We start from the raw sequence: 19,936 nt of genomic DNA on the forward strand, positions 1-19,936 counted from the left end.
TCCCGTTTTTTCCGGGGCTTGAGCCTCAGATCGGCAGCTTGGAACGAGCCTTGTCGGCCAAGCCGTCGACCGGCACGTCGTTGATCACCCGGAAGCGAGCTTCGATCAGGCAATAAAGGCCGAACAGCAGCAGCCCGATCGCGACGATCGTGTCCCACGGCGACGTGAGCCAAGTCAGTGCCTCCTCCATGCCGCCCGCTTCGCCGGCCTGCTCCTTGAAGCCGGCGCTGGTCAGGAACGCGCCGCTGATCAGGAAGACTGCGCCGCGTGCGGCATAGCCGGCCTGTCCGGTGTAGCGTGCCCACGGCTGGTGGGCGACGCCCGGCTCGAGGTGCTTCAGGAACTCGGCCTCATAGGCCTTCTTGAACTGGATCAGGCCGACCACCAACAAGGTGATGCCGGCGACGACCAGCAGCAGCTGGCCGCCGGGCAGCGACAAGGCGGTTTGTGCCTGTTCCTGGGTGCCACTCCCGCCGTTCCCCGCGCTGCTTCCGCCACCCGAATGATTGAACAGGCGGATGGCCTGCCAGGCAAGGAACAGGTGAACAAGCCCGCTCGCCAGGGCGCCTCCGCGCTCGGCGAGGCCCTTTTTCCCGGGCTCGTGCCGCTCGATGTTGAAGGCCGCGTCGGACAAGCGCCACAGGCCATAAGCGAAGAAGCCGGCGATCATCAGACCAAGCAGGATCCGCCCGCCACCTTCAGCCAGCACCGACAAGGCACCGCTGGTATCCTCGGTGCGCCCGGTGCGCAGGATCAGAAATCCGATCACCAGATACAACAGTCCGCGCGAAGCGAAGCCGAGGCGGGTAAGGGTGGTGAGCGCGCCGCTCGGGTCTGTGCGCATGATCCGGGTCTCCTGTTCGTCAGGCAAACCGCCGATGATGCGTCTCGTTCCACCCGTGCAATGTTTGCCCGCCGCAGGTCGCTTGCATGACAGCCGGGATGATCTAGCCTCCGCCGCGATCACTTCGGGGGGGAACATCCATGCGCCGCTTCACCATCCTGCTCGCCGCCACCGCGCTCGTCGCCGCAACCCCCGCCAGCGCGGCCCCGATCGACGACTTCACCAAGCTGCAGAACGACGTTTGGGCCGAAATCCTCCGCTCCAACCCGCTGCTCGCCAGCTCGGTCGGGGTCATCACCTACGACCGTGAGCTCGCGCCTGTCAGCCTCGCCGAAATGGACCGTCAGGCCGCCGCCTCCCAAGGCTTCCTGACCCGCCTAGCCGCCATCCCACAAGCCGGGTTCAGCGAGACCGAGCGGGCCAATGCCGCGATCCTCCGCACCCTGCTGCAAGAGCAGGTCGACATGAACCGCTTCGGCCAGCGGCAGCTCATGTATTCGGTGCTCGGCAGTTATCACGGCGGGCTGGCGGGCATGGCCGAGGGCCTCACCTTCCGCACCGCCGCCGATTATCGCAACTACCTTGCCCGGCTGGCGCTCGTGCCCGACCGGATGCGCGCTTACGGCGACCTCAGCGTCAAGGCGGCGCGCGAGGGCTTCGTCCAGCCCTGCGTCACCATGACCCGCTTCCCCGAGACGATCACCGGGGTGATCACCGCCGACCCCACCAAATCGCGCTTCTATGCCCCCTTCGCCGCCGCCCGCCCGGCCAATATCCCGGCGGCCGAATGGACGGCGCTGCAAGGACAAGCCCGCACCCTGGTCGAAACCGGCATCAACCCCGCGTATCGCCAGTTCGCCGCCACCTACGACCGCGACCTCAAGGGCCGCTGCCGGCAAAGTGTCTCGGCGTCCGACCAGCCGAATGGCCCGGCCTATTACGCCGCGCAGGTGCGCAGCCACACCACCACCAACATGACGCCCGACCAGATCCACAAGCTCGGGCTGTCGGAAGTGGCGCGGATCCGGGCGGAGATGGAAGGGGTCGCAAGGCAAGCCGGTTTCGCCAGCCGCGAAGCGATGATCGCCGACATGCGATCCAACCCCAAATGGTACTTCAAGACCGATACCGAGCTGCTCGAAGCCACCGCGCTCCAGGCCAAGGCGATCGACGGCAAGATGCCGAGCCTGATCGGCCGTCTCGCTCGCCTGCCCTACGGCATCCGCCCGATGGACCTCGCCACCGCGCCCGGCGACACCACTGCGCGCTATCAGCCGGGCAGCCCCAACACGGCGATCGCCGGCTTCTATCTCGTCAACACGACCAAGCTCGATCAGCGCCCGTCATGGGAAATCCCGGCGCTGACCGTGCATGAAGCCGTGCCCGGCCACCACCAGCAGATCGCGCTGCAGCAGGAGCTCGACCTGCCCGAATGGCGCCGCCAGATCGCCTTCTTCACCGCCTTCGTCGAAGGCTGGGGCCTTTATTCGGAGCGGCTCGGGATCGAGATGGGGATCTACGACACCCCGCAGAAGAACATGGGGCGTTTGGGCTACGAGATGTGGCGCGCGTGCCGGCTGGTGATCGATACCGGCCTTCATTCCAAGGGCTGGAGCAAGGCGCAGGCGGTGCAATATTTCCGCGACAATTCGACCCTGACCGAGGCCAACATCGACGCCGAGGTGAACCGCTACATCTCCAATCCCGGCCAGGCGCTCGCCTACAAGGTCGGCGAGCTCAAGATCCGCGAACTGCGCGCTCGGGCCGAAAAGGAGCTTGGGCCCAAGTTCGACCTCCGCGCCTTCCACGATGCAGTGCTCGGCCAGGGCGCGATCCCGCTCGACGCACTCGACGCCCAGGTCACCACCTGGATCGCGGCGCGCAAGCAGGCGAGTTAGGCGACACTCGTTTCAGCCGCGCAAAGGCTGGGACTTCACGCGCATCGGCACGTTCTCCCTTGGCGAGGAGATTGTGCCCATGCGTATCCACCACCTCAACTGCGGCACCTGCTGCCCGTGGGGCGGCCGCCTCTTCGACGGAACCAGCCTCGGCCTCGTCCGGGGCCACGTCGTCTGCCACTGCCTGCTAATCGAGACGCCGACTTCGGGGTTGGTACTGGTCGACACCGGCTTCGGCAGCCGGGACGTGGCGCGGCACCAGCGCATTGCTCCCTTTTTCCGCTTCCTCAATCAGCCGCAGTTCCGCGCAGAAGAGACCGCCGTCGCGCAGGTCCGCGCGCTCGGGCACGATCCGGCAGACGTTCGCCACATCCTCGTCACGCACCTCGACTTCGATCATGCGGGCGGGCTCGAGGACTTCCCCAATGCCCGCGTCCACATCCTGGCGCGCGAAAAGGAAGTGGCCGATGCCAAGGATGGTGGGCCCTTCGTCGGCACTCGCCGCTACCGGCCCAAGCAATGGGACGAGGTGACGGACTGGGCGCTTTATCCGGCGGGCCGGGGCGAGGCGTGGATGGGCTTCGACGCGGTGCGTGACCTGGAGGGCCTGCCGCCCGAGATCTTGTTGGTGCCGATGCCGGGTCACACTTGGGGCCATTCGGCAGTGGCGATCGACACCGGAGCTGGCTGGCTGCTCCACGCCGGTGACGCCTATTTCTTCCGCGGCGAGGTGGGCCGGCCAAAACGCGAGTGCCCGCCGGGCATGCGCTTCTACCAATGGATGATGGAAGTCGACCGGACCGCGCGCCTGTCAAACCAGGAGCGGCTCCGCCAGCTATCGCTTGAACAAACCGACATCCGGATTTTCTGCGCCCACGATGTCAGCGAGCTGCGGCAGTTCACGCGAACCCCGCCGCCGCCGAGCTTCTAGCTCACTCGGGCGGCGAGTCGGTCGCGTCCTGCTCGTTGCGCTCGGCGACGCCGCGCTGAATGTCCTTCAGCGCGCAACCGAAGTCACCGCCGGGGCCAACGCCCGAACAAGTGCCGGGTCCGGTCTGGCCGATGGTCGCCAACTCCTTGGAGCGCACACCCCAGCTCTGGCTGAGCTGCGGCGGGCCACTCGGGCGCAGCGCCTCGGGCAGGCGGTAACGGTCCTTTTCCGGACGGCGGGCGCAGACCACCACTTCGTCATCGGTGGCGCGCGGACAGGGGTCGGTGCCGAACACGATGATTTCGCGGGTGCGCTGCTGTGCCTGCTGGGCGGTGGCGGGCGCCGCGGCAAGCAGGCCGCCGCCGATCACCGTTCCAAGCGCAAGAAGGATACGCGTATTCATTGTCTCAACCTTTCAGAGGCTTCAGCGCTTGGGGCCACATCACGTTCCCGCTCAGATCCGCTTCGATGCCGCGATCGCGACCTTGCAGATGGAGCGAATGGCGAAGCTCAGCAACGGATAAGCCGGCGCTTCCAGCGCGCCATGCTCGCGCGCGGTTTCGCGATGCTCGAGCTCCTCGGCCTGGAACTGGCGGATATCCGCCGACAGCTCCGGATCCTGCTCGCCAAGCTCGACCAGCTGTTCTTCGTAATGGCGGTCGATCTCGGTCTCCACCGCGTCGGTGCAGGCCATGGCCGCCTTTTCGCTCAGCAGCGCGGTCGCGGCGCCAAGCGCAAACCCGCCGACATGCCACAAAGGCTGGAGCAGGGTCGGCCGCACCTTCCGCTCGGCAAGCAGCTGGTTGAAGCGAGCAAGGTGCCGCTCCTCCTGCGCCGCCATGTGGGTGACGAGATGCGCCGCCCGCGACGAACCGCGCAGCACCGCCAGCTGCCCGGCATAGATGCGGGTCGCGCCATATTCGCCGGCATGATCGACGCGGATCATGGAATGGAGGTCGGGCCGCCGGTCGCCCGGCTTCCACCCTGCCCCTAGCGCCTCTTCGTCAGCCATAGGATCGCTCCGGCGGTAAGGAGGGAAATGACGGCGTTCCACGCGGCCAGCGAAAGGCCGAGGAAGGTCCACTGGATCTGGTCGCAGCGGATCAGCGGGGTCGCCATGATCGATTTCAGCAGCTCGTCGGGCGTCGCGCCGGTGGCAACGGTCGAGCAGGTGGTGAGCCCTTCCCACCAGCCTTGCTCCACCCCGGCATGGAACAGCCCGAGCGCGCCCGACGCGGCGATCGCCAGCGCCGCCAGCAGGGTCAGCGGCCGCGCGGCACGGGAAAGCGCCAGCGACAGGCCCGCCAACACCACCGCCACGAGGTGCGGCCAACGCTGCCAGAAGCACATCTCGCACGGGTTGAGCCCGCCAAGATGCTGTGATCCCAGCGCCCCGAGCAGCAGCGCGCCCGGAATCGCCAGCGCAAGCCATTGCGCGAGCCGCAGCCGGCTCCCGGCCCCCTGCTTCAGATAACCGCTTCGAGCGTCCATCAGCGCGCCCGCGGCGCGCCGCCCGGTCCCGACGCCAGCCGCTTCAGCGCCTTCACCGCATAGTCGAGCTGGAAGTCCTTGATGCCCTTCTTCTCGAGCTCGGCAGCGGTCATGCTGAACCGCGGATCAGTTGCATCGTCCTTTTCGAGCAGCTTATCGTCGACCTTGTTCTGCGCGATCAGATGGCGGCGAAGGTCGGCCTCGCGGATTGCCGGGCGATCCTTGTAATCGGGATCGCTGAGCTGCGGCACGACGATATCGGGATCGATCCCGCCCGCCTGCACCGACCGGCCCGACGGCGTGAAGTAACGCGCGGTCGTCAGGCGCAGGGCGCTTTCCTGATCCATCTGGATCACCGTCTGGACCGAGCCCTTGCCGAAGCTGCGTTCGCCCATGACGAGAGCGCGACGATGGTCCTGCAGCGCGCCCGCGACGATCTCCGCCGCCGACGCCGAACCGGCATCCACCAGCACGATGATCGGCCGCCCGCCGGTGAGGTCGCCCGGACGCGCATAGAAGCGCTCGATGTCGTTCTTCTCGCGCCCGCGCTCGGACACGATCTCGCCGCGCTCGAGGAACGCGTCGCTGACCTGCACCGCCTGATCGAGCAGCCCGCCGGGGTTGGAGCGCAGATCGACGACATAGCCCATCGGCTTGCCGCCCGCGGCCTTGTCCATCGCCGTCAGCGCCGCTTCGACCTGCTCGCCGACATTGCCGGAGAAGGTGTTGATGTTGAGGACGCCGATCCCGTCCTTCAGCTCCCACTTAACCGGGCGAAGCTCGATCCGCTCGCGGCGCAGCGTGACGTCGAACGGCTTGTCGCGGCCGACACGAACGATGGTGACCTTGATCGGGCTGCCCGGAGGCCCCCGCATCTTCTCCACCGCTTCGTCGAGATCGAGGCCGTACAAGAGCTCGCCGTCGAGGTGGGTAATGTAATCGCCGGCCTTGATGCCCGCGCGGTCGGCGGGCGTGTCCTCGGTCGGGCTGATCACCTTGACCGTCCCGTCCTCCTGCGTGACCGAGAGGCCAAGGCCGCCGTAATTGCCATCGGTGGTGGTGCGCAGCTGCCGGAAGTCCGACGCTTCGAGGTAGGAGCTGTGCGGATCGAGGCTGGCCAGCATGCCGTCGATCGCGCCCTTGATCAGCTGATGATCGTCAACCTTGTCGACATAATTGGCGCGCACCCGCTCGAACACGCCCATGAAGGTCTCGAGCTCCTTGTAGGTCTGCGCGTCCGTTGCCGCCTGGGTGGCGGTGACGGCGGGAACCAGGGCGAGCGCCCCGACAAGGGCCAGCGGAGGGAGGAGCTTGCGGATCATGGAACCAGTCTTAGCCATTTCGCCGTTCACTTAACAGCGGCGCGGATGAACGCCCGATGAGGATTTCGGGCCGTTTATCGAGAACGTGCAAAGAGTGCGGCCGGCTCCGCCTTGCCGTCGCGAAACAGCTCGGCGGTGACGGGCCCGAGCGCACGGCCAAGCCCTTCTTTCGCCGCGACCCGCTCGCCGACTCGAACCGACGGCCGAACGCCGGTCAGCAGGGTCGCCCAGCCGCGGCCATGATCCACGATCACCACCCCGGCGCGGGCGCGAAACGGTCCGGCAAAGGCAACTCGTCCGGCGGCGGGCGCTACGACCTGCGTGCCGGTGGCGGCGGCGAGGGTCAGCCCCCGTGCGCGAACCCCATTGTTCGCAAGCTCGCCCATTCCCATCGTCACCGCGCCGCCTGCGGGCAGGTTCCATTCGAAGGGTGGGCGGGGTTGGCGCTCGTCGGACGGCAGTGGGCGCGGCTCGGACGCCGGAAGCCGCGCCAGGGACAAGGCAAGGCTGCGCGCCGCTTGCCGCCGCGCCGCTTCGCCCTGCAGCATGGCCAGCCGCTCGCTCCGATCCAGCACCGTATCACCCGCGGCGAACGCTTGCGTGTCGTTGCTCTGCGCCGCGGCTAATGCCTCGCGCTCGCGGGCGGCGAACCGGGCCTGCGCCTCGCTTGCCGCCTTGCGCTCGGCGGCGAGTTGCTCGCGCACTGCTTGCTGAGCGGCCACGGTAGCGGCCAGCGCTTCCGCCTCGCCGCGCAGCGCCGCAGCGCGCTTCTCGACCTCAGGGCCCATCGCCCGCACAAGCGCGGTCAACCGCACCTGCTCTTCCGCGCCGCCGGCGGTCGCCAGCATCAGCCAGGCCGGCCGCCTTCCGGCTCGCGCCAGCCCGGCGAGCAACGCCGTCGCCGGTCGCCGCGCTTCGGCCAGCCGAGCATCGAGAATGGCGCGGCGTCGTTCCAGGGCGGCAAGCCGCGCTTCGGCCAGCGCGATCCTCGTGTCCGCCGCCAGCATCGCCTGCGCTTCGGCGGCGCGCCGGGCGGCGGCTTTCTGGGCATCGCTGCGCGCGGCATCGGCTGCGGCTTCGAGGCGCGTCTGCTCGGCCGCGGCAGCAGCCGCCTCCTGCTCGGCGACCCGCACCGGATCGGCCGCCGACACCAGCAATGGCGCAAGTGCAAGAAGGACAAGGCGGCGCATGGGCCTAGCCTTGCCGGTGATAGGGATGACCCGCAAGCCAGCTCGTCGCGCGATACAATTGCTCGGCAAGCATGGCGCGGGCGAGGAGATGCGGCCAGGTCGCTGCGCCGAAGCTCAGCAGCAGGTCGGCGGACGCGCGCTCGGCTTCCTCATGCCCATCGGCCGCGCCGAGCACGAAGCGGCACTCCCGCGTCCCCGCGTCACGCCACTTGTCGAGCTTTTCGGCCAGCTCGCTCGACGCCAGCGCCTTGCCGCGCTCGTCCAGCAGCACGGTAATGCACGGGCTCAGCGGCGATGGGATCGTCCCGCCGCGATCGGGCAACTCGGTCAGCTTGTGCGGCCAGGTCAGGCGCTTGAGATACCGCTCGACCAGCTCACCCTCGGGCGAGCGGCCGATCTTGCCGCGAGCGATGATGTGGAGGAGCACCGAAGCACTGCCGGGAAATCAGGCGCTGGCCGCCGCCTTTTCGTCCCCGAACGCCCACATGCGTTCCAGGTTGTAGAAGCTGCGCACTTCGGGGCGGAACAGGTGGACGATCACGTCGTCGGCGTCGATCAGCACCCAGTCGGCGGTCGGCAGGCCTTCGATCCGGACCAGCTTGCCATGATCCTGCTTCAGCCGGTCGGCGAGCTTGTTCGCCATGCTGGCGACCTGCCGGGTCGAGCGACCTGAGGCGATCACCATATGGTCGGCAATGCTGGACTTGCCGGCGAGCGGGATGGACACGACCTCGACTGCCTGATCGTCGTCGAGGCTGCGGAGAACCGCCGCATGCAGGTCCTCGACAGAAGCGGGCGTACGAACGCCTGCCATTTCAGGGGTGTCAGCCAAGGTTTCTCCTGTGTTCTGCTGTAGAGGTAACGCCCGAGCCCGCCACCATGTTGCGGGCGAAACGTTCGTGCCAAAGGGGATCAGCGGCGCGGAGCTGCGTTGCGGAGGTCCGGTCAGGCGGTAAGCCCAGAAAGACGATCGCCGGGGCACTCCAACGCGTCCAGTCCCGTGCCTGAGCTTCGGGCCGGACGAAACGCCGAAGCCATCCCGACACGCGAGCCGTGCGGGCGCCTGACTTATACCCGGGACGGGACAGAACGGCAATCGGCACCGTGGCGGCCAGGCGGCGCCAATCCTTCCACTGATGGAATTGCGCCACAGTGTCCTCGCCCATCAGCCAGATGAAGCGATGGCGCGGAAACCGACGGACAAGAGCCGAGATCGTGTCCACGGTATAAACGGTACCGAGCTCCCGCTCGATGTCGCTAACCTTGATCAGCGAACGCCGGGCCTGATAGCGGGCCGAAGCAAGCCGCGCGCCATAAGGCGCCATCCCGGCCTTGGGCTTCAGGGGATTGCCGGGGCTGACCAGCCACCACACTTCGTCGAGGCCGAGCGCGGCGGCGGCGGCAAGGCTCATCGCCCGGTGCGCCCGATGCGCCGGGTTGAAGCTTCCGCCAAGGAGGCCAATGCGGCGCGTCATTCCCGGGAGGGGCTAGCAGCGCGCGGGCTCCTCTGCCACTCTTGGCCGCAGGGGAAGCAAACACCATGAATGTCGTCGAACCGACCTCCGATGCCGTCACGGGCGGTCTCGCGGCCAGCGTGGCCGAACCGCGCACGGGGGTGGACGCCAGCGGTCACACCACCGAACGCTCGTGCCTAAACTGCGGCACGCCGCTGACCGGCGACTATTGCCACGCCTGCGGGCAGCACGCCCACGTCCACCGCTCGCTCGGCGCCTTCGGACACGACCTGCTGCACGGCGTGTTCCATTTCGAAGGCAAGATCTGGCGTACCCTGCCGATGCTGGCGTGGCGCCCGGGCGAGCTCACCCGCCGCTACATCGACGGCCAGCGCGCGAGCTTCGTGTCGCCTATCGCCTTGTTCCTGTTCGTCGTCTTCCTGATGTTCGCCGTGATCAGCTGGACTGGGATCATGGACCCGCATGCCGGTGAGAAGATCACGCTAGGCATCAACAACACAGTTCAGGAACAACAACAATCGATCGGGCGGCTGGAAAGCGAGCGAGCCAAGGCCGTGACGCAAGGGCAGCCCACCACGACCATCGACCGCCGATTGAAGGACGCCCGCGAAGAGCTGGCGGTCACCGAAGCGTTTCGCGACCGCGGGCAGATCGTGGACACCCGGACACCCGGCCAGAAAGACAATGTCCCGCCCTGGCTTCGCGGCCCGATCGAGAAGATCGCCAAGAACCCGGACCTGCTGATCTACAAGCTCAAGACGAACGCCTACAAGTTCAGCTGGATGCTGATCCCGCTCAGCGTGCCGTTCATGTGGCTGATGTTCCCGTTCAGCCGTCGCTTTCGCTTGTACGACCACACGGTGTTCGTGACCTACTCGCTGTGCTTCATGAGCCTGCTTGCGATGGCCGCGATGCTGCTCGCCAGGTTCGGCCAGTCCAATGCAGCGGGCATCCTGATGTTCATCCCGCCGCTGCATTGGTACCGCCAGCTGAAAGGCACTTATGGCCTGTCGAGGCTGGGCGCGCTGTGGCGCACCATATTGCTGGTGGTGTTCAGCATGACGGCCATGAGCTTCTTCCTGCTGATCCTGCTCGGCCTTGGCGTGCTCGACTGAGCGTCAGCCCTTGCAGGGATATTTGGCGGCTGAGATGCGGGTCATCGCCTCGGTCATGTCGATCCGCTCGCGTTCGGCCTTCGGAATTGCGCCGAGCCGCTTCATGAACTCGCCCGCGTCCATGCTCTGCTTGCCTTCGGGCGGACAGGAGCGCGGCTTGCCGCCGGCCTTGAGCGCCGCGAGCCGCTGTTCGCGCGACTTCTCTCCGGCCTTTTTCCCTTCTTCAAGCAGCGCCCTGATCTCACCCCGGCTGAATAGCGCCAGCGGCCCCTTCTTCATCAGTGCGGCCGCACGGGCGTGATAAACTTCCGCATTCATCGACTGGGCCGCAGCAGGGCACGCGGCCAGTGTCAGCAGGCCTGCGCCAAGCGCAAGGGTGGTGGATCGCATCGTCACTCCTGTTGGTGGGGGTTTACTTGTTTGCGGCAAGGATATTTGCGCTGCAGCACCTGCAGCATGGCAGCGCGCAGGGTCAGGCGCTGCCGCTCGGCCAGCGGAATATGTCGGAGCGCCGACAGGAACTCGCGGCCGCCAAGCTCGGCACGAGGCTTGGGGCTGCAATACAGGATCGGGCGCCCAGCGCGTTCGGCAGCCTCGCGCTCCAGCCGGATACTGTTGCCGGCAGCAGTGCCTTCCGCCTTCAGCTTCTTGTCGTCGCCATCGAACAGCGCGAGCGGCCCTTTGCCGAGCAGCCGGTCGGCACGGTTAAGGAAATTCTCGGCGGTGCCGGGGGCGGCAGCGGGGGCCGGAACCGGAGCGGCAAGCAGCAGGGTGTCGGCAAAGACAGGTCGCATGGCCTTGTGATGGCCCGTTTTGCGATGAAGGCAAAGTGAACGGCCAAAAGAAAACGCCGCCCCGGTGCTGACCGAGGCGGCGTTTATTCAGTGCAAGCTGCAGGCCGGGATCAGGCCCCGGCCGGCGCCGCGCCCCCGAAGCCGGTCGGCTTGCGGGTTTTGGGGATGCCGACCCCGGCCGGTGGAACGACCGGCCGCGAGCTATTGCCACGGTCGATGGTGCCGCCTTCGAGCACCGTCTTGATCTCCTCGCCCGACAGCGTTTCATATTCGAGCAGCGCCTTGGCGAGCGTGTGAAGCTGGTCCTCGTGGGTGCCGAGCAACTCCTTGGCCCGCTCGTAGCCGCCTTCGACGATCCGGCGGATCTCCTTGTCGATCGCCTTGGCGGTCTCGTCGCTCATCTGGCGCTGGCGGTTCATCGAATAGCCGAGGAACACTTCCTCGTCCGCCTCTGCGTACTGCAGCGGCCCCATCTCGTCCGACATGCCCCACTTGGTGACCATGTCGCGCGCGAGCGTGGTGACATACTGGATGTCTGAGGACGCGCCCGAGCTCACCTTGTCGTAACCGAAGATGATCTCCTCGGCGACGCGCCCGCCCATGGCGACGGCCAGGTTCGCGTGCATCTTGTCGCGGTGATAGCTGTAGCTGTCCCGCTCCGGCAGGCGCATGACCATGCCCAGCGCACGGCCGCGCGGAATGATGGTCGCCTTGTGGATCGGATCGGACGCCGGCTCGTGCACCGCGACGATCGCGTGGCCCGCCTCGTGATAGGCAGTCATCCGCTTTTCGTCCTCGGTCATGACCATGGACCGGCGCTCGGTCCCCATCATCACCTTGTCCTTGGCTTCCTCGAACTCGCTCATCGCGACCAAGCGCTTGCCCTTGCGCGCGGCCAGCAGCGCCGCCTCGTTGACGAGGTTGGCGAGATCCGCGCCCGAGAAGCCCGGCGTGCCGCGGGCAATGGTGCGCGCATCGACGTCGGGCGCCAGCGGCACCTTCTTCATGTGCACGGAAAGGATCTGCTCGCGCCCTTCAATGTCGGGACGCGGCACGACGACCTGGCGGTCGAAGCGGCCCGGACGAAGCAGCGCAGGGTCGAGCACGTCCGGACGGTTGGTCGCGGCGATGATGATGATGCCTTCGTTGGCCTCGAAGCCGTCCATCTCGACCAGCAGCTGATTCAGCGTCTGCTCGCGCTCGTCGTTGCCGTTGCCGAGGCCGGCACCGCGATGACGGCCGACGGCATCGATTTCGTCAATGAAGACGATGCACGGCGCACTCTTCTTGGCCTGCTCGAACATGTCGCGGACACGGCTTGCGCCGACACCGACGAACATCTCGACGAAGTCCGAACCCGAAATGGTGAAGAAGGGCACGCCCGCCTCCCCCGCGATGGCGCGGGCGAGCAGGGTCTTGCCGGTACCGGGCGAACCGACCAGCAGCGCGCCCTTGGGAATCTTGCCGCCAAGCCGGGCGAAACGGCCCGGATCCTTCAGGAATTCGACGATCTCCTGCAGTTCCTCGCGCGCTTCGTCGATGCCGGCGACGTCGGCAAAGGTGACGCGGCCTTCCTTGGGCGTCAGCACCTTGGCCCGGCTCTTGCCGAAGCCCATCGCGCCGGAGCCCGCGTTCTTCTGCATGTTGCGCATGATGATGAAGCTGATGCCAAGGATCAGGATGAACGGCAGCGACTGGACCAGGATGATCCACCAGATGCTCGACTGCTCGGCTTCCTTGACCTGGACCTGGACCCCGGCTGCGAGCAGCCGCTCGGTGACCTGCGCGTCCGAGGGCGCGGTGGTACGGAAGGCTTCGCCGTTCGCCAGCTTGCCGCTGATGACCTGATTGCCGGCAGGCGTCGCGCTGCTGGTGACCTGGCGGACATTGCCTTCGCCGACTTGGCGGACAAAGTCCGAATAAGCGATCGGATTGCCGGTCTGCGCGCGGCTGCCGCCTTCAAGCATCTGCGCAAACAGCACCAGCCCGAACAGCACGCCGACCCAGATCAGCAGGCTCTTGCTCCAGGGGCTGCTCGGCTTCTTGTTCTTATCGTCCATGTTTTCCAATGTAGGTGATGCGCGGCCCACCGCCTAGAGGGGCCATCCTAATCAGGGACAGACGTGTTCTTCGCGCCATCGCGGGGCCGCGACTCGATTCGCCGCAGCGGCGCCACAACTCGCCTCAGCCTTGACCCATCTGCTTGTCGGACAACGGAACTTCGACATACCGTTAAGGAAGCAGTGAGCCGGTTGCCGTCACAAGGGGGCGGATCGAACGGCTTTTCGATTGGATAATGGAGCCCAGATGCGCGTTTTCGCTTTGCTCGCCTGGATTCTCAGCCTGGTCGCGCTTTCGCCGGCCCAGGCCGCTTCCAGCCCGCATTTGCAATCTCTCGAGCAGCAGCTGAGCGCGCTGCTTGCCAGCCGGTCGGGCGACGTCGGGGTCGCCGCGCTCGACCTCATGACTGGCGAAACGGTCTCGATCAATGGCGACAAGGCTTATCCGATGGCCTCGACCATGAAGGTCGCGGTGGCGGCCGCCTATCTCGACCAGGTGGAAGCCGGGCGCCGCACCATGAACGACCGCATCGCCGGGCAGACCGCGCGATCGCTGATCGAATCCATGATGATCAAGTCGAACAATCAGTCGACCGATCTCCTGATCGCCAATCTCGGCGGTCCGCGCGCGATCCAGGACTGGCTCAATCACAACCAGATCCGCGGCGTTCGCGTGGACCGCAACATCGCCCGCCTGCTCGCCGACAAGCGCGACCTGTGGGACTTGCGCGACAGCGCGTCGCCCGTTGCCATGGTCCAGATGCTGCGCAGCCTCGACAAGGGCAACATCCTGACGCCCGCCAACCGCGCCTACCTGCTCGACGTCATGGCCCGCTGCTCCACCGGCAAGAACCGCATCCGCGGCATGCTGGCCGGTGTGCCGATCGCTCACAAGACGGGCACGCTCAACAACTACACCAGCGATGTCGGCTATCTGACGCTGCCCGACGGCCGGCGTCTCGCGGTGGCCTTCTTCGCCCGCGGCGGCACCGACCGCCCGCTGACCATCGCGCAGGCCGCTCGGACCATCTACGACGGCTTTTCCGGCTGGGTTCGCAGCGTTGCGTTCTCCGACAGCATGGCCCGTGCGATCAGCGCCAACTAAGCATTGGCCCTCGCCTGCTCACTTGCCGCGCAACGGCGCTCGCAAATAGGTGACGACCGCCTGCACCAGGCTCCTCGTCACCGGTACCGTGGAACCTTGAGCTCGCTTTTCCGACTCCTGCAGCAGCTGCCCGAGTAGATCGACCGCCTGTAGCTCGGTGCCCAAGGCCGCCACCACCGCCGGCTCGCCGCCAAGCACATGCTCAAGCCGCTCGACCAGTCGGCGGGCAAGAGCGAGATCGTCCGCAAGGTTGGATTGCCGCACCACTTGGGCGGCGACGGCGGAAGGCCTGTCCGACCGCAAGCTCGCCACATCGACGATCTGGGTGAAGCGCAGGCCGCAGCTGCCGCCCGCTACCCACATCACCTCCGCAGCGACTTCGGCCGCGCCGCGGCGCAGCAGCACGGTCGCGCCGACCAAGGGAAGGCTGGGGGCGTCGACCCTTGCCCCTGAAGGACTGAGATCGCGGATCCGCACATCGCGGGGAAGCTCGCCAGCCAGAAACAGCTGCGCCGCCAAAAACAGCTTGGTCCGCGCCTCGCGCTCGACCGGCAATCGCTGGTCCGCCGCAGCAACGGGCGGATCGCCGCATTCGGCAGCGTGGGCGAGCGGCGGGAAAGGCATCCTCCGCTCATATCTTTCCAAACCGCTCCACGCCGTTGGCGATACGTCCGTTATGGAGTGGATGACCGGCGCGGCGGCGCGGGCTCGAACCGCCAGCCTTGCGCCTCGCTGCGGACCATCACGCCGCCAAGCGCTGCGGAACCGCCGGCCTCCACCCGGTCGAGCAAGCGATCGAGGTCCGGTCCCCGCGGCTCCCCTCCGCCTGAAAGCTCGCGGATAAGCGCTGCCGCCACCCTCCGCCTGATCTCGCGGTGCTGAGATGGCTGATAAAGGAGGCAATCCCCGACCTCCCGCACCCTCTCCGTGCGCTCCCGCGCCGCAATCGCCTCCAGCGCTTCCGCGGCATCCGCCAGCGCCGCTGCGGATCTCGCCAACCGTTCCGCCTGGAGCCAAGGCGTCTCGCTGAGCAGCCGCCTCACATTTGTCCGGTCATGGCGGTCATCACGATTGGTGGGATCGTCGATCGCGGTCCAGCCGGCATCGGCAACCAGCGCGACCAGGTCCGCCTTCCGCCAGCCCAGCAGCGGCCGGATCAACCTTACGCCGTCGACCAGCCCTCTTTGCTCCCGAATGCCGGCAAGCCCGCCAACCCCGCTTCCCCGGGCGAGGCGCATCAGCAGCGTTTCCGCCTGATCGTCGGCATGGTGCGCGGTCGCGACCGCCGCCAAGCCGTTCTGCTGCGCCCACTCACCTAGCGCCGCATAACGCGCCGCGCGGGCCTGCGCCTGGACGCTGGCGCCGGCCGCGACCTCGACCCGCAAGATGTCATGGGGAACGCCAAGCCCGGCGCAATAGGCCGCGACCAGCCCGGCCTCACCGGCGCTTTCCGCCCGCAGCCCATGATCCACCGTCGCCGCACGCAATCGTCCCGGTCGCGCCTTGGCGGCGAGCAGGAGAAGAGCGAGGCTGTCCGGGCCGCCAGAGACAGCGACCCCCAAGGCGCCTTCCGGCGCCAGGCGGCTGAGCGTCCGCTCGAACCCCGTCAGCAGCGCGCCTTGGCCTTGGCCGGCGGCAGCAGCTTCTGGAGGTCGGCGCGCATTGAGCTGCCGTAGACTTCCTCAAGCTCGGCATACGCCTTGCAGGCCTGCGCCGGCTGGTTCAGCGCAACCAACGCCTGGCCAAGGTAGAACAGGCTGTCCGGCGCGCGCTCACCCTTGGGATTGCCGCGATAATTGGCGAGCAACGCTTCGGCCGCCTCTCGTGGCTTGCCGCTGTCGAGCAGCGCGCGCCCGGCAAGGTTGTTGGCCCAGCTCACCCGGCGGTGCCCGGGGAAGCTCGACGCCATCGACTTGAGCGCCGTCACCGCCTGCGGATAGCGCTTGCTCAGCCATAGCTGATAACCGGCATCATAGGCCGCCTCGCCATCGGCCAGCGCATCGCCGGTGCGCACGGGGCGCGGCGGCGTTGTCGCAGGGCGGGGCGGCGGAGCGACCTCGGCGACCGCAGGCTCGGAAGCGGGCTCAGCCGCAGCGGTGGCAGCCGGAGCCGGCGACCCACCCGCTTCCAGCTGGCGAAGCCGCGCGTCGAAATCGGTCCGCAGCCGCGCCAGCTCGGTTTCAAGCGTCGCGACGCGGTTGCCATTCTCTTCCGCCAGGCGGGTCATCTCGGCAAGCTGCCGCTCCAGCGCGTCGATGCGCGCTGACTGCGCGACCACCACCGTCTGGCTGGCGGCGGGCGCGTCGTCGAACCCGGCCGTGTCGGCCGGTTGGCCTTTCGGGAACACCTGCCGCTGAAGCTGACGGGTCTGCTTCTCGAGCCGGTAGAGCCGGTCTTCGGCAGTCGGCTGCTGCTTCTGGGCGGCGGCGGGAACGGTGAGGGTAAGGGCAGCAAGGCCCAACAGGAATTTGCGCTTCATGACGTCATTCCGTGATGTCGACCGGCTTAGCGGTCAATGAACTAGCGCGCTGCGGGCGCAGCCGGCGCGGCAGGCGTTGCCGCAGGGCCACGCATCAGGTCAGGGCCGAGCAGCGAAACATTGCTCACCGTCCGGTCCGGCGCGCCGACCGCCGGCGCATCCGCGGTGCCGACCGAGATGCGGATCGACTGCGGCCGCCCGGTCCGAAGCACTGGCGCGGTGGCGCTTGCCGGCACCTCATAGCTCTGCCCGGACCCAAGCTCGCCCTGGAACAGGGTCGCGCCGCCGCGCTCGCTGACCTGGATCCAGGCCGGCTCGTTGGCGGTGATCACCACCGGCCCACTTGCCGCCGGGGCGGCAGCGGGCGCTGGCGTTCCGGCCGTCGGCGTAGCAGGCACTGGCGCGGTTGCTTCGGCCACGGTTTCGTCCGGTGTCAGCTCACGATTACGGTTCCACAAGAAGGCGGCCGCCACCCCGACGAGCGCCAGCAGCGCGAGCAGCACCAGCCAGCGGGGCATCACACGGGCGGGATCAGCCGGTTCGAACACCTGCGCCTCGGGCCGCGCCGCCAGCGCGCCGGTGCCCATCTCGTTGCGCAGGGTTTCGCCGATCTCATTGCGATCGAGCCCGACCACACTGGCGTAACTCTTGGCGAAACCGATGGTGTAGGTCGGCGCCGGAAGCTTGCTCCACTCGCCATCTTCAAGGCTTTGCAGGTGACGGGTCGGAATACGGGTCCGCGCCGCGACGTCTTCCAAGGTCATGCCCTGGCGCTCACGCGCGCTGCGCAACTGCTGCCCAGCCGTGTCGGCTTCGCTCGTCACTTCATCCACCACGCGCCCGATACCCTCCCGAGGCTTTGTCGCTCCTTGTTGCGGCACAGGCAGGCGCCGTCAATCAGAACGGCTCAGTCGAGTGCGACGGAGTGCCGCTTTGCCCAGTCGGTCAGCGTCTTGCGCATGTCGCGCGGCGGTTTTGCAAGCAGGGTTTCCATCTTCGCCTGCATCGCCCGGCCATCGAGCGAGCGGATCATCGCCTTGACCGGTCCGATGGCCGCCGGCGTGATGGAGAAATTGGTGATCCCGATCCCGATCAGCGCCATGGCTTCCAGCGGCCGTCCGCCCATCTCGCCGCACACCCGCAGCGTCACCCCTGCCGCGGCTGTCTCGCGCGCCACCCGGCGGAGGAAGCGCAGGATCGCCGGGCTCAGCCAATCGTAGCGCATCGCCAGCCGAGGGTCGGCGCGGTCGGCGGCGAACAGGAATTGGGTCAGATCGTTGGTCCCGATCGACAGGAAATTGATCCGCGGCAGCAGCAGGTCGAGCATTTCGGCGAGGCTCGGCACTTCCAGCATGGCGCCATACTCGATCCGAGCCGGGCCGCTGCGCCTCGCCCGCACCCACTCGACCTGCTGCTCGAACAAAGTGCGCGCTTCCTCATACTCCCAGGGCTCGGAGATCATCGGGAACATGACCCGGAGGGTTCGCCCCTCCGCCGCCTCGATCAGGGCGCGGGCCTGCGCCTTCATCAGGGTCGAGCGCTCAAGGCTGAGGCGCAGCGCGCGCCAGCCCATCGCCGGGTTCTCCGCCTCGTCCACGAGGTCGGTGAGATAAGGCAGCGCCTTGTCGCCGCCGATGTCGACCGTGCGGAACACCACCGGCCGCTCGCCCGCAGCGTCGAGCACCTGGCGGTAAAGGCGATATTGCGCATCGCGCCCGGGCAAAGCGGCGGACACAAGGAACTGGAACTCGGTCCGGAACAGTCCGATGCCGTCCGCGCCCGTCGCGTCGAGTGCGCCCGCGTCCTCTGCAAGGCCCGCGTTCACCATCAACGTCGCGCGAATGCCATCCTTGGTGATCGGCGGAAGGCTGCGGATCGCGGCGAACTCGGCGCGGCGCTTCTGGCCCATTGCCATGCGGTTGTCGAAAGCGGTCACCGTGGCTCGGGTCGGCCGCACCACGAGGCTGCCCTGATTACCATCGACCAGCACCGTATCGCCTTCGGCAGCGAGGTGGCCGATGTCCTTGACCCGCCCGATCACCGGCACACCCATCGCCCGGGCAACAATGGTGACATGGGCGGTGAGCGAGCCCTCTTCGAGCACCACGGCCTTCAGCCGGCGGCGATCATATTCCAGCAGCTCGGCCGGCCCCAAGCTCTTGGCGATCAGCACCGAATCGCCCGGCAGCCCGGTCTGCGCCGCCGTCCCCATGCGCCCGCTGACGATCCGCATCAGCCGGTTGGACAGGTCCTCGAGGTCGTGCATCCGTTCTTTCAGAAGCGGATCGTCGATCTCCAGCATGCGCGAGCGGGTGCGCTGCTGGACCCGCTCGATCGCGGCCTCGGCGGTGAGGCCGCTGTCGATGGCGAGGTTGATCCGGCGGACCCAGCCCTCGTCATAGGCGAACATCTTGTAGGTCTCGAGGATCTCCTGATGCTCACCCGCGGTGCCGAACTCGGCCTCCCGCGTCATGTTCTCGATCTGCGTCCGCATCTTCGAGAAAGCGGAAATGACCCGGCTCCGCTCCAGTTCGGGATCGTCTGCAACGGTATGCTCGACCACCACCCGCGGCTCGTGGAACACCGCCGTCCCGCGGCCCATGCCGGCAACGAGCTTCAGGCCGGCAAGCCGGATCATCCCTTCGCGCTGCCCGCCGCGGCGATCGGTCCCGTCGACCAGCCGCGCGCCTGCGATCAGCTCGGACAGCACCATGGCGACCGTCTGCAGCGCCTCGATCTCGACCTCGGCGTAAGCGCGCGGATCGGCATGCTGCACCGCAAGCACACCCACCCCGCGCTCACGGAAAATGATCGGAACGCCGGCAAAGCTGTGGAAGCGATCCTCGCCGGTTTCCGGGCGATAGGCGAACGCCGGGTGTGTGCTCGCCTCCGCAAGGTTGAGGATGCGCCCCTCGGCCGCGATGGTGCCGACAAGGCCCTGCCCCGGCGAGAGGCGCGTGACATGCACCGCTTCCTTGTTGAGGCCGTGGGTCGCAAACAACTCGAGCGATTGCTCGCGCAGGAGGTAGATGGAGCAGACTTCGCTCCCCATCGCATCGGCGATGAGGTCGACCACGTGATCGAGCTTGGCCTGCGCCGACCCGCGCCTAGCCATCAACTGATGAAGCCCGGTCAGGATCTCGCGAGCGGCGTTGGCGGCGGATGGCATGGAAAAAGCGCTATCAGGAACGCCGGGGCTGGCCAAGCGACGCGATTGCGAGCGCTCAGTTGC

The 19,936-nt window shown here is 67.4% G+C and carries 21 protein-coding genes; 4 read left to right on the top strand and 17 right to left on the bottom strand.

Annotated elements, in window-relative coordinates; genetic code table 11:
• Nucleotides 1-25: 25 nt before the first annotated feature.
• Nucleotides 26-844 carry a DUF1206 domain-containing protein gene (locus ACP69Z_RS00960; protein ID WP_426265687.1) on the bottom strand — a complete coding sequence of 273 codons (819 nt, stop codon included), beginning with the start codon at nt 842-844 and terminating at the stop codon, nt 26-28.
• Nucleotides 845-984: 140 nt separating this feature from the next.
• Here ACP69Z_RS00960 and ACP69Z_RS00965 point away from each other — a divergent pair, with 140 nt between their 5' ends.
• Nucleotides 985-2,742, top strand: a complete 1,758-nt coding sequence (locus tag ACP69Z_RS00965) for a DUF885 domain-containing protein (protein WP_426265688.1) — start codon at nt 985-987, stop codon at nt 2,740-2,742.
• 79 nt (nt 2,743-2,821) lie between these two features.
• Nucleotides 2,822-3,673 carry an MBL fold metallo-hydrolase gene (locus tag ACP69Z_RS00970; protein WP_426265689.1) on the top strand — a complete coding sequence of 284 codons (852 nt, stop codon included), beginning with the start codon at nt 2,822-2,824 and terminating at the stop codon, nt 3,671-3,673.
• 1 nt (nt 3,674) lies between these two features.
• On the opposite strand, the gene ACP69Z_RS00975 is transcribed toward ACP69Z_RS00970, so the two are convergent.
• From ACP69Z_RS00975 to ACP69Z_RS01010, 8 genes are all read right to left on the bottom strand, one after another.
• Nucleotides 3,675-4,076, bottom strand: a complete 402-nt coding sequence (locus ACP69Z_RS00975; protein WP_426265690.1) for a hypothetical protein — start codon at nt 4,074-4,076, stop codon at nt 3,675-3,677.
• Nucleotides 4,077-4,127: 51 nt separating this feature from the next.
• Nucleotides 4,128-4,685, bottom strand: a complete 558-nt coding sequence (locus tag ACP69Z_RS00980; RefSeq protein WP_426265691.1) for a demethoxyubiquinone hydroxylase family protein — start codon at nt 4,683-4,685, stop codon at nt 4,128-4,130.
• Nucleotides 4,664-5,164, bottom strand: a complete 501-nt coding sequence (locus ACP69Z_RS00985; protein WP_426265692.1) for a disulfide bond formation protein B — start codon at nt 5,162-5,164, stop codon at nt 4,664-4,666. The genes ACP69Z_RS00980 and ACP69Z_RS00985 overlap by 22 nt, the downstream gene beginning before the upstream one ends.
• Entirely contained in the window at nt 5,164-6,486 is a 1,323-nt protein-coding gene (locus ACP69Z_RS00990; RefSeq protein ID WP_426265693.1) for a S41 family peptidase, read from the bottom strand. Before ACP69Z_RS00990 ends, ACP69Z_RS00985 begins: the two co-directional genes overlap by 1 nt.
• Nucleotides 6,487-6,560: 74 nt before the next feature.
• Complete coding sequence (locus ACP69Z_RS00995; protein ID WP_426265694.1) at nt 6,561-7,676, bottom strand: murein hydrolase activator EnvC family protein; 1,116 nt, start codon at nt 7,674-7,676, stop codon at nt 6,561-6,563.
• Between the two features lie 4 nt (nt 7,677-7,680).
• A complete protein-coding gene (locus tag ACP69Z_RS01000; protein ID WP_426265695.1) occupies nt 7,681-8,103 on the bottom strand; it encodes a 23S rRNA (pseudouridine(1915)-N(3))-methyltransferase RlmH in 423 nt (140 codons plus the stop codon).
• Nucleotides 8,104-8,121: 18 nt separating this feature from the next.
• Nucleotides 8,122-8,490, bottom strand: a complete 369-nt coding sequence (rsfS, locus tag ACP69Z_RS01005) for a ribosome silencing factor (RefSeq protein WP_426268018.1) — start codon at nt 8,488-8,490, stop codon at nt 8,122-8,124.
• 10 nt (nt 8,491-8,500) lie between these two features.
• Entirely contained in the window at nt 8,501-9,151 is a 651-nt protein-coding gene (locus ACP69Z_RS01010; protein WP_426265696.1) for a nicotinate-nucleotide adenylyltransferase, read from the bottom strand.
• Between the two features lie 65 nt (nt 9,152-9,216).
• On the opposite strand from ACP69Z_RS01010, the gene ACP69Z_RS01015 reads away from it, so the two are divergent.
• Nucleotides 9,217-10,266, top strand: a complete 1,050-nt coding sequence (locus ACP69Z_RS01015; RefSeq protein WP_426265697.1) for a DUF3667 domain-containing protein — start codon at nt 9,217-9,219, stop codon at nt 10,264-10,266.
• A gap of 3 nt (nt 10,267-10,269) precedes the next feature.
• Here the strand turns inward: ACP69Z_RS01015 and ACP69Z_RS01020 are convergent, their stop codons facing one another.
• The 3 genes from ACP69Z_RS01020 to ftsH form a co-directional block, all read right to left on the bottom strand.
• Nucleotides 10,270-10,656 carry a hypothetical protein gene (locus tag ACP69Z_RS01020; RefSeq protein WP_426265698.1) on the bottom strand — a complete coding sequence of 129 codons (387 nt, stop codon included), beginning with the start codon at nt 10,654-10,656 and terminating at the stop codon, nt 10,270-10,272.
• A 2-nt stretch (nt 10,657-10,658) separates the two neighbouring features.
• Nucleotides 10,659-11,060: a hypothetical protein gene (locus ACP69Z_RS01025; RefSeq protein ID WP_426265699.1), complete on the bottom strand. Its 402-nt coding sequence runs from the start codon at nt 11,058-11,060 to the stop codon at nt 10,659-10,661.
• Nucleotides 11,061-11,170: 110 nt separating this feature from the next.
• Complete coding sequence (gene ftsH, locus ACP69Z_RS01030) at nt 11,171-13,120, bottom strand: ATP-dependent zinc metalloprotease FtsH (RefSeq protein WP_426265700.1); 1,950 nt, start codon at nt 13,118-13,120, stop codon at nt 11,171-11,173.
• A 247-nt stretch (nt 13,121-13,367) separates the two neighbouring features.
• On the opposite strand from ftsH, the gene ACP69Z_RS01035 reads away from it, so the two are divergent.
• Nucleotides 13,368-14,225, top strand: a complete 858-nt coding sequence (locus tag ACP69Z_RS01035; RefSeq protein ID WP_426265701.1) for a serine hydrolase — start codon at nt 13,368-13,370, stop codon at nt 14,223-14,225.
• Between the two features lie 18 nt (nt 14,226-14,243).
• Here ACP69Z_RS01035 and ACP69Z_RS01040 read toward each other — a convergent pair whose 3' ends face one another.
• The 5 genes from ACP69Z_RS01040 to ptsP all read right to left on the bottom strand — a co-directional run bounded on the left by ACP69Z_RS01040 (nt 14,244) and on the right by ptsP (nt 19,873).
• A complete protein-coding gene (locus ACP69Z_RS01040; protein WP_426265702.1) occupies nt 14,244-14,849 on the bottom strand; it encodes a PilZ domain-containing protein in 606 nt (201 codons plus the stop codon).
• 50 nt (nt 14,850-14,899) lie between these two features.
• A complete protein-coding gene (gene tilS / locus ACP69Z_RS01045; protein WP_426265703.1) occupies nt 14,900-15,787 on the bottom strand; it encodes a tRNA lysidine(34) synthetase TilS in 888 nt (295 codons plus the stop codon).
• A 44-nt stretch (nt 15,788-15,831) separates the two neighbouring features.
• On the bottom strand, nt 15,832-16,704 hold the full coding sequence (locus tag ACP69Z_RS01050) for a tetratricopeptide repeat protein (protein ID WP_426265704.1): 873 nt from the start codon (nt 16,702-16,704) through the stop codon (nt 15,832-15,834).
• A 41-nt stretch (nt 16,705-16,745) separates the two neighbouring features.
• Nucleotides 16,746-17,528, bottom strand: coding sequence for a helix-turn-helix domain-containing protein (locus tag ACP69Z_RS01055; RefSeq protein WP_426265705.1), 783 nt, complete (start codon nt 17,526-17,528; stop codon nt 16,746-16,748).
• A gap of 83 nt (nt 17,529-17,611) precedes the next feature.
• Nucleotides 17,612-19,873, bottom strand: a complete 2,262-nt coding sequence (gene ptsP / locus ACP69Z_RS01060; RefSeq protein WP_426265706.1) for a phosphoenolpyruvate--protein phosphotransferase — start codon at nt 19,871-19,873, stop codon at nt 17,612-17,614.
• Nucleotides 19,874-19,936 lie beyond the last annotated feature (63 nt).

The organism is Sphingomonas sp. LHG3443-2 (assembly GCF_049896405.1).
Lineage (GTDB): Bacteria > Pseudomonadota > Alphaproteobacteria > Sphingomonadales > Sphingomonadaceae > Sphingomicrobium.